Annotated in this window: 10 protein-coding genes; 5 read left to right on the forward strand and 5 right to left on the reverse strand. The window is 63.5% G+C overall.

Annotated features, from left to right (window positions below):
- Nucleotides 1-31: 31 nt before the first annotated feature.
- Nucleotides 32-670 carry a helix-turn-helix domain-containing protein gene (locus tag N5095_RS09120; RefSeq protein WP_267622459.1) on the reverse strand — a complete coding sequence of 213 codons (639 nt, stop codon included), beginning with the start codon at nt 668-670 and terminating at the stop codon, nt 32-34.
- A gap of 586 nt (nt 671-1,256) precedes the next feature.
- On the opposite strand from N5095_RS09120, the gene N5095_RS09125 reads away from it, so the two are divergent.
- The 3 genes from N5095_RS09125 (at nt 1,257) to N5095_RS09135 (ending at nt 4,869) form a co-directional block, all read left to right on the forward strand.
- Complete coding sequence (locus tag N5095_RS09125; protein WP_267622460.1) at nt 1,257-1,901, forward strand: helix-turn-helix domain-containing protein; 645 nt, start codon at nt 1,257-1,259, stop codon at nt 1,899-1,901.
- A gap of 665 nt (nt 1,902-2,566) precedes the next feature.
- Nucleotides 2,567-3,058, forward strand: coding sequence for a hypothetical protein (locus N5095_RS09130; RefSeq protein WP_267622461.1), 492 nt, complete (start codon nt 2,567-2,569; stop codon nt 3,056-3,058).
- Nucleotides 3,055-4,869 carry a hypothetical protein gene (locus tag N5095_RS09135; RefSeq protein ID WP_267622463.1) on the forward strand — a complete coding sequence of 605 codons (1,815 nt, stop codon included), beginning with the start codon at nt 3,055-3,057 and terminating at the stop codon, nt 4,867-4,869. The genes N5095_RS09130 and N5095_RS09135 overlap by 4 nt, the downstream gene beginning before the upstream one ends.
- 419 nt (nt 4,870-5,288) lie before the next feature.
- Here the strand turns inward: N5095_RS09135 and N5095_RS09140 are convergent, their stop codons facing one another.
- Both N5095_RS09140 and N5095_RS09145 read right to left on the reverse strand, forming a co-directional pair.
- Nucleotides 5,289-5,696 (reverse strand): type IV pilin N-terminal domain-containing protein, encoded by a 408-nt coding sequence (locus tag N5095_RS09140; RefSeq protein ID WP_267622464.1) that lies wholly within the window; start codon nt 5,694-5,696, stop codon nt 5,289-5,291.
- 805 nt (nt 5,697-6,501) lie between these two features.
- Nucleotides 6,502-7,287, reverse strand: a complete 786-nt coding sequence (locus tag N5095_RS09145; RefSeq protein ID WP_267622465.1) for a YhjD/YihY/BrkB family envelope integrity protein — start codon at nt 7,285-7,287, stop codon at nt 6,502-6,504.
- Between the two features lie 537 nt (nt 7,288-7,824).
- Here N5095_RS09145 and N5095_RS09150 point away from each other — a divergent pair.
- Nucleotides 7,825-9,825 carry an ABC transporter ATP-binding protein gene (locus N5095_RS09150; RefSeq protein ID WP_267622466.1) on the forward strand — a complete coding sequence of 667 codons (2,001 nt, stop codon included), beginning with the start codon at nt 7,825-7,827 and terminating at the stop codon, nt 9,823-9,825.
- 354 nt (nt 9,826-10,179) lie between these two features.
- Here the strand turns inward: N5095_RS09150 and N5095_RS09155 are convergent, their stop codons facing one another.
- Nucleotides 10,180-10,716 carry an NUDIX domain-containing protein gene (locus N5095_RS09155; protein WP_267622467.1) on the reverse strand — a complete coding sequence of 179 codons (537 nt, stop codon included), beginning with the start codon at nt 10,714-10,716 and terminating at the stop codon, nt 10,180-10,182.
- A 599-nt stretch (nt 10,717-11,315) separates the two neighbouring features.
- Here N5095_RS09155 and N5095_RS09160 point away from each other — a divergent pair.
- Nucleotides 11,316-12,524 (forward strand): Cdc6/Cdc18 family protein, encoded by a 1,209-nt coding sequence (locus N5095_RS09160; protein WP_267622468.1) that lies wholly within the window; start codon nt 11,316-11,318, stop codon nt 12,522-12,524.
- A gap of 54 nt (nt 12,525-12,578) precedes the next feature.
- Here N5095_RS09160 and N5095_RS09165 read toward each other — a convergent pair whose 3' ends face one another.
- Entirely contained in the window at nt 12,579-14,087 is a 1,509-nt protein-coding gene (locus N5095_RS09165; protein ID WP_267622469.1) for an ethanolamine ammonia-lyase reactivating factor EutA, read from the reverse strand.
- Nucleotides 14,088-14,106: the final 19 nt, after the last annotated feature.

Genomic DNA, 14,106 nt, shown 5'->3' on the forward strand with positions numbered 1-14,106 from the left:
GCCGACGGCCGAGGGGACCCGGCCGCGTGAGTCACTGGTCTATCATCGTCTCGTAGACGAGCGAGGCCAGCCCCCGGCGGAGACGCTGGGAGAAGGCGTTGTCGCTGATGTCGAACGTCTTCGCGAGTTCGCCGATGGTCGTCCCGCGCGGGATGTCGAAGTACCCCCGTTCGTAGGCGGCCACCAGCGCCTCGTGCTGTTCTGAGGACATCGGGTTCCCCTCGTGCGGGTAATGCGGGTTGTACACCCGGCGGACCAGCACCGGGATGTCCTTCGTACTGCACTGGTCGCGGAAGTCGCCGAGTTCGTCGTGGCTGTGGAACTGAAGGCGGAACTCCCACCCCTCACCGATGCTCTCTCCCTCGAGCATTCGCGCCCGAGTCTCGATGAGGGTCTGGACGAACTCGTCGGCGTCGAGGGTCCACCGGACCTCGAACAGCTGTCGCTTCCCGTCGTCGGTGAGAGACTGAACGCTCTCGGTGAGCGGTGAGCGCTGAAGCGTGGCGACGATTTCGTCCTCGTCGCCGTTCGAGACCCAGAACAGCGGGATGATGGAGTCGTAGATGGGGACGATGCGTTCGAGTTCGACGTGGATATCAGGGATTTCGTCCAGCAGACTACCCAGTTCGAACGCGTTCGCGGGAATCGTGATATCGACGATGGGAATCATGTCGGGCGCTCCGTCTCGAACTAGTCGTTCACGACCTGCGGTCCGAACGCGTGGTTCTCGAGTAAACCTTCGACTCCCAGAGACAAATACACATCCGTTACATGTAAACCGAGCGTGAGCCTCCGTCGCGGAGGCCGTTGCCGTCCCCTCCTGTGAAGAGCGTTCGAACGACAAGGGAGGCTGCGTCTCCACCGCCGGCATCGGCCTCCTCGGTGGCCCGTTCGCTCTCGGGGGTGCTCCGCCTTCGAGTTCGAAGTCCGGTCGGACCGTGACCGCTCTGTCCACCGTAGAGACACGAGCGAGTCCCCGGCGTCGATCGATTCGCCCCGCGAGCGACGCCCGTCCCGCGAGCGACGCCCGTCCCGCGAGCGACGTCCGTCTCGTGCTCCCGACTCGCGACCGTCGTCCTGCAGTCGACCGCCGTCATCGGGTCGCCGCCGCGGGTCCGGTCGAGGACCGTCGGCGGCGAAGCCCCAGCGACGAATCTTATAAACAGGGCGTTGTGATGTAAACCCGGACTTCGACACTAAAGGCACCTACTTTACGTATTGATATCGTATCGTGAATCACGAAGGGGGGAGTCCTAATGCCAGTCATCATCGACGTCGCGCTTCCGGGGGACTCGTTCGCGCTGAGCGGACTGCTCGCGGAGCACCCGGACATCCACATCGAAATCGAACGGCTGGTACCACTCGGGGACCAGGTTCTCCCGTTCTTCTGGGTCTCGGACGGCTCGGACGAACACATCGAGGAGGCGCTGATAACGCAGTCCATCGTCGAGTCGGTCACCCGACTGACGGAAGTCGACGACCGGCATCTGTACCAAGTCACTTGGAACAGCAATGTCAACGGTCTCGTCGACGCGCTGATGGACACGGGCGGCGTCATCCTCGAGGGACAGGGTCAGTCCGGCCGGTGGGAGCTCCGGCTCCGGTTTCCCGACCACGAACGGCTCCGGAGGTTCAGCGAAATCTGCACCGACGAGGAGATATCGACGGAGGTGAAGGGCGTGTACAACCCCCACGTCCCGTCGCCGGAGGAACGCCTCACGCCCGTCCAGTGGGAGACGCTCACGGCCGCCCACCGACTCGGCTACTTCGAGGTCCCCCGCCGGGTGACGCTCACCGACCTCGCCGAGCGCTTCGACGTGAGCGAGCAGGCGGTCTCCCAGCGACTTCGACGGGCCATGAACGCCCTCGTCGGCGGGCTGACGTTCGAACGACCGACCTGACCGTGGCGACGCCGTTCCGCTCGACTGAGGTCAACGATAATCACCCCACGTATCGGCGTCTCCTCCCACCCGACTTCCGAGAAGCAGTCGCGACGAAATGGCTCTACGTGTGCCGTCCTGCGGACCGGGTCCGGGGTATGCGTCGGCCTCGACTCCCGTCCGACAGGCTCACCTCGGTCTCCCGTACACACAGAATCCGAAGTTACGTCTCCGACCCGAACAGGCCGGGTGACGGCCGTCGTTTCCATCGCCGTGCGGCCGTCGGTGGGCGAGCGTTCCGACGCCCGCCCCGGTCGTCGGCACCGCCTGACGGACCCGCACCGGCGTGCTCGAAGCCGGAATGCCAAGCGCTCGTCGCACGCCGGTGCGGGTCCCTGTCGCGTCGTTCCTCCCTCTTCGAAGCGGGGTCGCTCTCTTCGGTCCGCCGTCGAGTCGGTGACCCAGCGAGGACTCGGCCGTAGGTGGGTCGCTTGGATGCGCTTCGACGAGCGCGGACCCGACGGCGGACACCTGTGACTACTCGCTTCGGAAGTATAGGAGTCTGCGTTGAGAACCGTGAGTGGTTTATGAGGCGCGGTCGGCCGCTCGGAGAGACCTCTTCGACTTCCATCCTCCAGGTCAGGTAGTCGACGGGTTTATTCGTCGATACGTCCGTCACCGGAACGATGTGGACCGGAGCGAGAGCGACACTGGTCGTGTTCCTGGCGGTAGCCCTCGTGAGCGGGCCGCTCGTTTCGGGTCTCGACTTCACCACGTCGTCCGACGCCGGCCCGGTCGATGCCGTCGGCGACGGTCGCGTGGCGGCCGGGTCCGTGACTCTCTCCGGCGAGACGGCGTCCCTCGACCAGGGGCGGTACGGGTCGGGTGCGTACTACCTCGACGCCCCTTCCGCGACGGTCGCCGTCGAGTCGGTGTCCGGGTCGCCGATGCTCGGCTACCGACTCCGGATTTCCGACCTGGGGTACGCCGGGAGCACCGTCGCGTTCCTCTCGCCGGAGGACACGGGGACGACGACGCTGGAACTCGACCGGAAACCCTTCGCGCCCGAGCGTGTCGAGGGGAGTGCCTTCCGGGGTGAGGTGACGGTGTTCGTCCGCGCCGACGGCACGGAGCGGGTGCTGTACGAGAGAGTGGTCGAGGTGGAGGTAGAGGCGTGACGGAGGTGGAACAGGAGTCGGACGGCCGACTGGCCGGTCTCCGGCGTTCGCTGTTCGGTGACGGCCTCGGCGAGGCGCTGTTCGCCGGACTCCTGTTCGTCTTCGGGGTGTACTGGGCCGTCGGGGTGTTCATCACCGACACGTACACCGTCGCGAACACGCTCGTCGGCGTCGCCGACGGCCACCTGTACGTCGACCGAATCGAGTACGGGCCGGAGTCGGCTGTGACGCCGGGGATGAACGTCGTCGACGGGCGGCTGTACGGTCGGAACTACGGGACCGTCTTCGCCGCCCTCCCCGTGCTCTACGTGCTTCGGGCCGTCGGGGCCGTGGCCGACCTCCGGCTCGTCCTCGTAGGACTCTGGGCCGCTACCGCGCTCTGGACGGGGGTCGCCGCCGGACGGGCGCTCGGTCGTCGTCGACTCGGGGACCGGGTCGGCGCCGCAGTGGCGCTCCTCGCGTTCGGTGTCAACCTCCCGTTCGCCGCCGACTTCGACCCGTCGACCCTCGCGCTCGTCAGCCTCCAGATGGCGACGATGGTCGCGGCCGCCCTCGTCGGCGTCCTGCTCTATCGACTCCTGACCCGAACGTACGACCGACGGACCGGGTTCGCCGCCGGCGTCGCCGGCGCCCTCTGCACCCCGGTCGGGTTCTGGGCCTCGATTCCGAAGCGTCACGCCTTCGTCGCCGCGCTCGTCCTCGCGACGCTGTACTGTTTTCACCGGAGTCGGGAGGGGATGGACGAAGGCGGCGCTCCCGACGCTCGGTTCCGGGCCGGTGCCTACGCCGTCGTCGCGCTGACCACGACCGTCCACGCCGCGATTGCGCTGTTGCTCTGCTGTTCGCTGCTGGTCGCGGACGTCGGGACACACCGCGAGGTCGACCGCCGGACGGTCGTCACCGTCGGCGGGGCGTTCCTGCTCGCCCTCGGCCCCTTCCTCGTCCTGAACACGGCCATCAGCGGGAACCCGATTCGACCCCCGCGGATGCTTCCGCGGTTCGACGGCGAGCTAGCGACCGGTGGTGGAGCCGTGGTTGGTGACTCGGGCTCACACGTGTCGCTCGCGACCCTCCTCCTCGGTCAGCTCGAATCCATCGTCCGCCGGCTGGTCGGCTACCTCGTTCGGAGTCTGGGTGTGTTCGTCGACCCCGGACGGCTGTACGAGATTTTCGTCCGCGGCGGGTACAACGCCGAGCTCGCGGCCGAGGACGGCGGCGAGGCGGTGCGCCTCTCCGTACTCGAGTCGATGCCGTTGCTCGCCGGGCTGGCGGCCGTCCCGTCCCTGCTCGGTGAGTGGCGACGGGGCCGCACGCTGAGGTTCACCCCGACCGACCTGCTCGCAGGCACCTACACACTCCTTCTCTGTCTGCTCTACCTGCAGGCTCTGCCGCTTCACGCGATGGTGACGGTGCGGTATCTGGCTTCTGTCATGCCGCTCGCCGTGTACGCCCTCGCTCGGCTGTCGGTCGTCCGTCGCTGCCTCGACCACGGCTGGACGCTCGGGTTGAGCTACCTCGGGACGGTGTTGGTCGGCGGACAGCTGTTCGTCCTTACGTCGGTGGCGTCGGGAATGTCCGTCGGCGAATCGGTGCAGTTGCACGCGCTCGTGAACCTCGTCGGTGCGGGGGTGCTTGCGATGTGGGTGCTCTCCGCTCGAATGCGGGGCGACGACTGGACCCGCGTCGGGGCCGTCGGCCTCGGTGTCTGTGGCGGGCTGACGACCGCGTTCGTGCTGGTGAGTCGCGTGCTGTACTTCCCGTTCGGCGAGCTCGCGATTCCTGTCGTGCAGGCGTTTAGTAGTCTGCTCTGAGGAGTCCTTTCGGACCGGACGGACGCTCTGGTGTCTTTCTCTCTTCGCTGGACCCCATCCCTAGAGTAACGCCTCACCTGTCAGAGAGTGAGCGACGTGAACCCAGTGACCACCACGGGTGGGGCTCCGGAAGGGGCCGGCCTCTCGGCGAACGCGGGCGCCGTAAGCACCACAGGGAGCGAACGAAGTGAGCGACCGAGGAGCGTGCTCGAGAAGCGCCGACGGCGCTTCTTGGTATCCAGCGAGAGCTTCGCTCTCGCGCGACAGCGAGCCCCCGGAGCCGAGAGGCCGAGGGCTTCCGTACGCAGTCACGTCGTCGGTTCTGGTTGGCCACGCAGTTCGGACGTGGCGGTCCTCAAAATAGGGTAGCGCTGTTGCTAATCGGCGTTGCGTCGAAAGAAAATCGCTGGGTCGAGAGCTTACTCGATCTGGTACGAGGCGATGATGGACTCCTTACCGCTGGAGCCCGTATAGACGACCTGCAGCTCGTCGCCCGAAACCCCCGTCACAGTATGCTTGTTTCCTGCACCGATAGTAGAGCCGTCAGTGTACTGCTCTCCATCAGCGACTGCCGTACCATCAACACGAATCTCGAGGTCAGCGCCCTCGATCTTGTCGCCACCGTCGTGGCTAATGGTCACGTCGCTTCCAGCCTGGTCAAACGAGAACGACGCCTGCGGCGCACTCGGCCCGACCTGCTCACCGAGACCGAGGACGAACGTCCCGATCACAGCGGCCAGGATGACCGTAATCGCTACCATCAGAATCACACCGATGACGGGGCTGACTGCCCTGTCGTCGCCTGCGAACAGTTTCTTGAATTCCATGTGTTGTTGTCTCCCTGACCCACCAGGTGTCGGAGGTTCGCGCCCGGACAGAGGCACCGAGAGCGTCCGGGCGGAGGCGAACGTCACCTCCCCTTCCCACTCCGTCGCTGATGTGTCTGTTTTAGCAGAATGTCTGTCTGCTATAAAAGATTGGTGCGTAATGTAGGAAAATTAACTATTAGTCGTAATCGTGCTTTTTAGGACTCATATGTCCAAAATTCAGCGCCTCGGCTCGTGTACGATGTCCGGTTCGTCGTGATTCTTCAGGCGAAATTATCATTTCTGATATTTTTACCGGCGCGAGACAGGAAGGTGCGTGACGGACCATAGGGTGTCGAGGGGAGAGGCCGGTGAACGAACGCACACCTCCATCGTGAAACACATCTACGACGACGCTACGTCGCCGGGGATGGCCTGGGTGTGGCTCGGCGGTCCACCGTCCCTCTCGGGTGGGTGTCGTGTCGCGCAGACGCTCCGACCCCACGCTGTCGTTCGGTTCGGTCCCGTCTCGTCCGGACGATTGGGTGCTCCGGAGCGCTCCCCAATTCACACTATATTTCCGGTGAAACCGCCCGCCCACCCGAGTGGCGAACATCGGTGGCACACCGGGCCGAAGCGGCATCCGAGTTGCGGGCCCACTTTCGCGGTTGTCCGCCCGCGGCGCTCGTCGCGGCCACCGCCGTCGGCGCGTACCCGAGGAATCGGCGTCGGGAACACGGCCGATACGCCGGAACGGCGCCACGACCTCCGACCGGTACGACAAGTCCCGGTTTACACATCGCCGTTCCCCCCTCGACGACCCGCATCACGTTGGCGGGAGCCGCTCCCAGTCGGTGGTCCGCACAGCGTTGACGACGAGTCCCGCCATCAGGACGACTGCGGCGATGTACGTCGTCGTGAGGATGATGACGATACCGCTGACGACGCCGTATATCGCGTACTGTGCCGCGTTCGCGGTGTAGAACTGAATTCCGGCGTGGAGAACGGTCCAGCCGGACGCGGCGGTGAGTGCGCCCGGGAGAGCCTCCCGGGGAGAGACTACGACCCGCGAGGGCACGTAGTAAAGCGGGAGCAGCGCTCCCGTGAGGACGAGCAGGAGCAAGCCGAACCCGACGAGCGTCTCGAGGAGCCCGACGGAGGAGACGGAGAGCGCGACACTCTGGGCGAAGATAGCGAGGATGGCGACCGACAGCGCCCCGAGGACCACCCCACCGTCGCGCACCTGTGTCGAGAGCGGCTGCTCGACGGCGCCCTCGACGCGTTCGACCACCGTGAGGAAGCCGACGGCGACGTTCGCTCCACCCCAGGCGATGGCACCGACGGAGAGGACCATCGCCCCGGTTCGGCCCGAAGCGGTCGTCAGCGCTTGGTAGAGAAGCTGCTGGGTCTCCGGTGTCACGAACCGTGCCGACCCCGTGTACACCTCGAAGGCGAACCGTCGCCCGAGGAGGGCGACCACGAGCAACAGCAACGGGACGAACGAGAGGAACGCGTAGTACGCGATTGCCGCCGCCGGATACTTGATGTCCTGTTCGTACAGCACCCCGACGACGGTCTTCGTCGCGTCCAGTGCCCCGGCCAGTCGCGCCATGTATCTCCTCCGGTGCGCGGTGTGAACTCTGTTACGACCGGCGGTGGAAGTGTGACCGCAGCCCAGCACGTGATTCCCGGACGTGGTGCTTCGCTCCGGACACGAGCTCGCGCCCGGACCGGACAGACCACTCGAATTCACTCTGCGGGAGGGGTGTCCCGTGCAGCGAGCGCGCGTCGAATTAGGTGACGTGTCCCTAGGGGACGTCTGTCGATCGTTGTCGTCGATTCACGACCGGCTCGCAGCACAGCACCGAACCCCTCGAGGAATCTCCTCCCAGCCCGTAGTAACAACGCTCGTTTGGCTTCCAGGATGCCCTCGTCGTGGCCGAGTCGAGTGACCGCCTCGGACGACGCTCTCGGTGGCGTTCCCCTCGGATTGACGTGCAGGGAGCGAAGTCGCCAACGATGGTTGTACGGGCTCGTCGCGGACGCGACGACGGCCAGCACATCTCGAAGCGAAGCCCCGTCGACCTGAGGGGACCGGTCGCTTGCTGCAGTCCCGGGATACTTGCGTCTGCACCCGATACGACGAGTGATGCCGGACGACCACGGTGGCCTCGAACACGTTCGAGACAACGTCGACGGCCACTCGATGGTGAGCCTCCTCTCGTACGCTCGCACCTACTGGATTCGACTGACGCTCGGCGTGGCTGCCGCATTCCTCACCCGCTTCGCTCGACTCGTTCCGCCGGTCGTCGTCGCGGCCGCGATCGACCGCGCCATCAGGGGGTCCGGCGAGGCCGGGCTCCTGACCGATATCGGGCTTCTCTCCCCCGGGCAAATCTCCGGACAGGCGGCACGGCTCGCGGTGCTCGAACAGCTCGTCGGCATCGCCGTTCTCGCGTACCTCGTTCGGTCCGTCACGCGGTTCGCCTCGCGATACCTCCTGCAGTCGACCGCCCAGAAGGTGCAACGTGACCTCCGGAACGACACCTACGACCACATCCAGCACCTCTCGATGGATTTCTTCGTCGACCACCAGACGGGCGGGCTGATGTCCGTCCTCAACAGCGACATCAACCGCCTCGAGCAGTTTCTCAACACGGAGTTCCGACAGCTCATCCGCGTGTTCGCGACCGTCGGCGGCATCGCGGTCATCCTGTGGACGTACTCGCCGAAACTCGCCGCGGTCGCGCTCGCGCCCGTGCCGATAATCGGGCTCGCGAGCGGTCGGTTCCTCGACCGTATCGAACCCCGATACAAATCGATTCGGGAGACTGTTTCGCGACTGAACACGCGCCTCGAGAACAACCTCGGCGGCGCAGCCGTCATCAAGGCCTTCGACCGCTACGAATTCGAACGGGAGCGAGTCGCCCGCCAGAGCGAGGCCTACCACGACGAGAAGATCGCTGCTCTCCGCATCCGTCGTGGGTTCTTCGCCGCCCTCAGATTGCTCACCGGCGTCGTCTTCGTACTCGTCCTCTACATCGGCGGGACGGACATCATCAGCGGGTCGCCCGGCGAGAACGGTGCACTGACGCTGGGTGGGTTCGCGCTCTTTTTCCTCCTGCTTCGCCGCCTCTACTCCCCGATGCGTCGAATCGGGAAATCGGCGAACAAGTACCAACTCGCCAAGGCGAGCGCCGAACGGGTGTTTGGACTGCTCGGACGAGAGCCAACCATCACGAGTCCCACCGCGGCACACAGTCCGGACGACATCGAGGGCCGTGTCGAGTTCGACGACGTGACGTTCTCGTATGGGGAGCGCGAGCCGGTGCTTCAGGACGTCTCGCTCGCGGTGGACGCCGGTGACACCGTCGGCCTCGCGGGGCCGACGGGTGCCGGGAAATCGACCCTGCTGAAGCTCATCGCCCGGTTCCACGACGTCGACGGGAGCGGCGCTCCCGTTCGCCAATCGGAATCGTCCGGCGATTCCGACGACGTAGACGAGGGCTCGGTTCAGGTCGACGGTACCGACGTCCGCGAGTACGACCTCCAGGCACTCCGCGACGAGATCGCCATCGTCGAGCAGGACCCGTATCTCTTCTCGGGGACCGTCGCCGAGAACATCGCCTACGGCGACCGCACCACGCTCGACGCCGAGTGGAACAGAGACAGCGATGCCGGCGAGCGCGACAGTCCCGCTCCGAGCGGCGACTCGACCCGTGAACGCGTGGTTTCGGTCGCGAAGGCGGCAGCGGCAGACCGATTCATCCGGGAGCTCCCCGACGGGTACGACACGCGCGTCGGCGAACGGGGCGTGAAGCTCTCCGGCGGGCAGCGCCAGCGTCTCGCGATTGCCCGCGCCCTCCTGAACGATCCGGCGATCATCATCTTCGACGAAGCGACCTCGGACGTAGACACGGAGACAGAGGAACTCATCCAGGAGAGTTTGGAGCGACTGGTCGAAGAGCGGACCGCCTTCATCATCGCACATCGGCTCTCGACCATTCGAGACGCCGACGAAATCGTCGTTCTGGACGACGGCCGAGTCGCCGAACAGGGCTCACACGACGACCTCGTCACGGCCGATGGGATCTACGCGGACCTCTGGCGTGGACAGGCCGATACCGAAGTGGTGCCGGCTGACGACTGACTCCCCGGTCCGTGAGTTCGCCGAACAGAGAGGGAGTTCGATGCGCGGCTCCCGTTCAGTGTCGTCTGTACTAATCCACTACCAGGGCCCCGACCGTTCTTCTAGCGTTTCGTGAAAATCATGTTGCTCTGCTGACCAAATCGTATTGGGGTCGATGCTTTGGATACGTGAAATACATTTTCCGATGCGGTACTCGGAGCGATCTGGGTGCCGCTGGCATTCCGGCTGACCACCGGCTATCCGTCGTCACGTCTGAACTGCGCGAGGGGGGGACGCCGAGTCGCCTGCCCCGGCCCCGGCAGGCGGCTTTCGACAGGCCGTCGAAGGGGACAGGACGGCTACACCACTACTCATTCACTCCAACGCCGCTCGTGCGTTCTCGACCCACCAGCCGACATCCTTGTACGCAGTCGGCCAACTCGTGAGGAGTCGGTCCTCGACACGCGCCAGTTCCGAGGCCGACCAGAACCGAGCGGCAGCGACTTCGTTGTCCGCCTTTGGGGTGCCACGCACATCTGTAACGTCGACCGCGTAGGCCAGCACCGTCTTGTGGGTCGTCCCGAACTTGGCGAACGACCGGACGTCGAAGAGCACGAGGTCGTCGGGGTTCACGGTGAGGGTCGTCTCCTCCTTTAGTTCACGCGCACCTGCTTCGTCGGGGTTCTCGCCGGCTTCGACCATCCCACCCGGCGTCCCCCACAGGTCAGCATCAGGGGAGTCCACTTTCACGAGGAGAATCGACTCCCCATCGAGGACCGCAAGGCGTGTGGTCGGAATCGGATTGTAAAAGACGGCATCATCGCAGGCCGCACAGTAGTGAGTCGTCGGCGGATCAACAGGGGAGAGTGCTTCGCCGCAGTAGGGACAGAACTCCGGTGGTCTGTTGACCATGCCTAGACGTCGGATAATAGGAAGTATAGTTCTCTCGGTGGGACCAAGTTCGCTCTTCTCAGTGGGGTATGTAGCTGTCTAGCGCTCAATTTGGTATGTGTGGCATGCTCGCTGTGTGTAACGGATTCAACCCACCCACTCCAGTATCTCTCTCCATTCGGCCGGCGTGAGAGAGTAGCTTTCTCACGTTCTTCGTTTCAGCGGACCAAGGTGGGTCGGCCAACTGATCGTGAAGGGAGTGGGTTTCTCACGTTCTCAGGTAGAGCAACCCACCCGATTGCCGATTGAGGGAGAGTACATTTCTCACGTTCTGCATCGCAGCAGACGGCATCGTCGGTCGATTGATTGTGGAGAGGGGGAGTAGGTTTCTCACGTAACTGTAGAGAAGAGAGTCTATGCCGTGCGTGAATCGGACCTCTGTCAGACCATAATATCTCTACTCATATCGGCAACCCCAGAGTCTCCCCCATCCAGTTGGTGTGTGACTTACAACGTCAGAAATCCACTCCCACACCCATATATAAACAAGCACAACGTGGGAAACGTTAGAAAGCCACCCTTATGTACTGTTGTGCTGAAGGCTGCTGTAGACCCCAGTAATGGCCGCGCTATTCGAGGACGTCGAAGACAACATCTTCAGAAACCGGGATGTACTTACTGAAGACTACCAGCCCGAGGATATCTACAATCGTGAAGGGGAGATAGAGAAATACGAAGAGACGTTACAACCCGTTGTAAAAGGGCAATCTCCTCGCGATATCATCACGTACGGAAATACAGGTGTCGGAAAAACCGTCGTAACCAAACACGTTCTTGGTGAGCTCGAGCGTGTGATGAAAGAGCGTGGCCAGGAAGACGAACTTCACGTCGTCCATCACAACTGCAATAGCAACACCGTATTCAGCGTAGTGCGTGCGTTGGTGAACGAACTGCGTGGGCCGAACGAAGCGGAGTTTCCACGACGTGGTCTCTCCGTCGCAGACGCCTTCGACGCGCTATACGAGAAGATCGACGAGATGGGTGGCCGGTTCGTCTTCGCCTTCGACGAGATCGATCACGTAGCGGACTCAGATACGCTGCTGTACGAACTCACCCGTGCAAAGAGTGTGGGGAACATCACCAACGAGGAGAGTGCCATTACCGTCATCGGCATCAGCAACGACCTGAATTTCCACAATAACCTCGGAGCAAAGGTCGCAGGAGCGCTCAAAGAGCGCGAAATCGTCTTCGAGCCATACGACGCACTTGACCTCCAGAAGATCCTGAACAAGCGGGCTACAGAGGCATTATTTGAGGATGCCTACGACGAAGGGGTCATCCAACTCTGTGCAGCTTTTGGTGCACAAGACAAGGGCGATGCACGACAGGGAATCGATATTCTTCGAGAAGCAGGCGAGATCGCAGACAGGAGTGGACATGCTGTTATCACGACAGCGGACGTTGAAGCGGCGAAAGAGCGGGTGGAGCGAGGGAGAGTTCGCAAAAACATGCGAACCCTAACCGAGCAGGCCAAGATGGTTCTCACAGCGACCGCGTATCTGGATATCAACGATCGTACCCCCGCCCGCACAGACGATATCTTCGACGCGTACAACACCATCACGGAGAAAATTACTGACTTCAGTCAGTTAACCACCAAGAAGAGCATCAACAATCACTTGAACGACCTGTCGATGATGGGCTTTCTCATCAAATATGAGCGTAACGAGGGCCGTGCTGGTGGGACGTACAACGAGTACAAATGTGACTACGATGCTGAGGCTGTAATCGAGACTATCTCAGACGAGTTTGGTATCGATATCGAGTAGCTGCCGATGTGTCTCGTCGGAGCAATATACTCCACTCAGGGAGATGGTCTACTGTCACTCCTCGAAAACTAACGTCTTCACTACGACGGGTACGGTGTCGTCATCAGAGATAGGCTCGCCAACGTCGATATAGGTGCCCTGCTCGACGGACAGTTCGTCGAGAACAACTACGGGCCGAGAGGACTCTTGCCCCCGCCGAATCGACTGGGCGAGTGCTTTCCCACAGTTCTGGGCGAGCAGGAGCAAGATCGGACCCGTGTACGGGGCGTTGTCGTACGCGGTGACGATTCCCTCGGCGAGGGCTTCGATTCGGTCGTACGTCAGTTCCCCGATATCCTCGAACGCAAGAAAGAACCACTCCTCGCTGGCCTTCTCGGCGGCTCCGGGGTCAGCATCGTCACCATAGAAAGCGATGCCCTGCTCGACGTAGTCTCGGATCTCTTCACTGAGAGCGTTGCTCTCGCCGGGTGGGCCATCCTCGTTGCCCGCCCGGCGACGCACAGTATCGGCGGCCGGAAGCAGGGGCACCGAGAGCACGGGAACGTTCCGGAGTGGGAGCACCTGTGCGTTGAGACCGACCGTCCGCCCACTAAGGCGGGTGGTCGCAGTCCCCGTTCCAACCACCGTTGCCCGAATGTCTTCGGACGGCTCGAGTCGCGGCCAGTCGCTGAGACGGTCGTGGTCCCGGATAGCTCTCGCGAGCGCGACGCCGATGTCGCCGTAGGCGCTACGGTTGACGGTGCCGTCAGTCGGGGTCGAGACGAGCGACCCCACGCCGCCGGTAAACGCCACCACATCGAGGTCGACCCGCTCGTCGGGCAGTTCGCCGATTGCCAGTTCGGCGAGCGGGTCGGGGTACGGAGGACCAGTGAGTAAATCCGCGAGACAGTCGGCCATCGACTCCCCGAGGCGGTCGAGTTTCTCTGCAGTGAGGTCGTCGCCGACTGCAAGCGTCATGTCGAGGTGGTCAAGTAGCGGTCGGAGCGTCTCGGCGACTCCCTGCACGGTTCCGTCGTCGACCTCGACGAGGCGGCCGCCGATTCGACAGCATCGCGTCTCCCGGACTGCGTCGCCGTCGAAGATCGCGATGTTGGTCGTGCCGCCACCGACATCGATGTTGGCGACCGTCGCGTTCTCGCGGTTGGCGTAGGCTGCGGCCCCGGATCCTCGACCGGCAAGGACTGCCTCTAAGTGCGCGCCTGCGGTCTCGACGACGAACTCGCCTAACTCAAGGGCCAGCTCGCTGACCAGCGCTGCGGCGTTAGACCGCCGTGCGGTCTCACCCGTAACGATCACCGCACCGGTGTCGATCTCTGCTCGGGAGACGCCAGCGCGTTCGAGCTCCTCCTCGACGATTGCTGCCACACCGGCGGCATCGATCGTCTCTGCGTCAATCAGCGGCGTCTCGTGAATCTCACCGCGGAAGAGAATCTTCCGGTCGGTGATCGCCAATTTGCCGGCGCTGCCCGGACCGGTCGAGGCGACCCGAAGCCGGCTCAGGATCACCTGCGTCGTCGTGGTTCCGACGTCTATCCCGACGCTCGTCAGCAGATCCTCGCTCATTGGCTCGTTACTACCATTT

Origin of the sequence: Halobium salinum, assembly GCF_026586625.1 — an archaeon.
Taxonomy (GTDB): Archaea; Halobacteriota; Halobacteria; order Halobacteriales; family Haloferacaceae; genus Halobium; species Halobium salinum.

Excerpts from the sequence above, each read along its gene's own strand:
- N5095_RS09120 (WP_267622459.1), bottom strand. The coding sequence starts at position 670 with ATGATTCCCATCGTCGATATCACGATTCCCGCGAACGCGTTCGAACTG.
- N5095_RS09125 (WP_267622460.1), top strand. The coding sequence starts at position 1,257 with ATGCCAGTCATCATCGACGTCGCGCTTCCGGGGGACTCGTTCGCGCTG.
- N5095_RS09130 (WP_267622461.1), top strand. The coding sequence starts at position 2,567 with ATGTGGACCGGAGCGAGAGCGACACTGGTCGTGTTCCTGGCGGTAGCC.
- N5095_RS09140 (WP_267622464.1), bottom strand. The coding sequence starts at position 5,696 with ATGGAATTCAAGAAACTGTTCGCAGGCGACGACAGGGCAGTCAGCCCC.
- N5095_RS09145 (WP_267622465.1), bottom strand. The coding sequence starts at position 7,287 with ATGGCGCGACTGGCCGGGGCACTGGACGCGACGAAGACCGTCGTCGGG.
- N5095_RS09150 (WP_267622466.1), top strand. The coding sequence starts at position 7,825 with ATGCCGGACGACCACGGTGGCCTCGAACACGTTCGAGACAACGTCGAC.
- N5095_RS09155 (WP_267622467.1), bottom strand. The coding sequence starts at position 10,716 with ATGGTCAACAGACCACCGGAGTTCTGTCCCTACTGCGGCGAAGCACTC.
- N5095_RS09160 (WP_267622468.1), top strand. The coding sequence starts at position 11,316 with ATGGCCGCGCTATTCGAGGACGTCGAAGACAACATCTTCAGAAACCGG.
- N5095_RS09165 (WP_267622469.1), bottom strand. The coding sequence starts at position 14,087 with ATGAGCGAGGATCTGCTGACGAGCGTCGGGATAGACGTCGGAACCACG.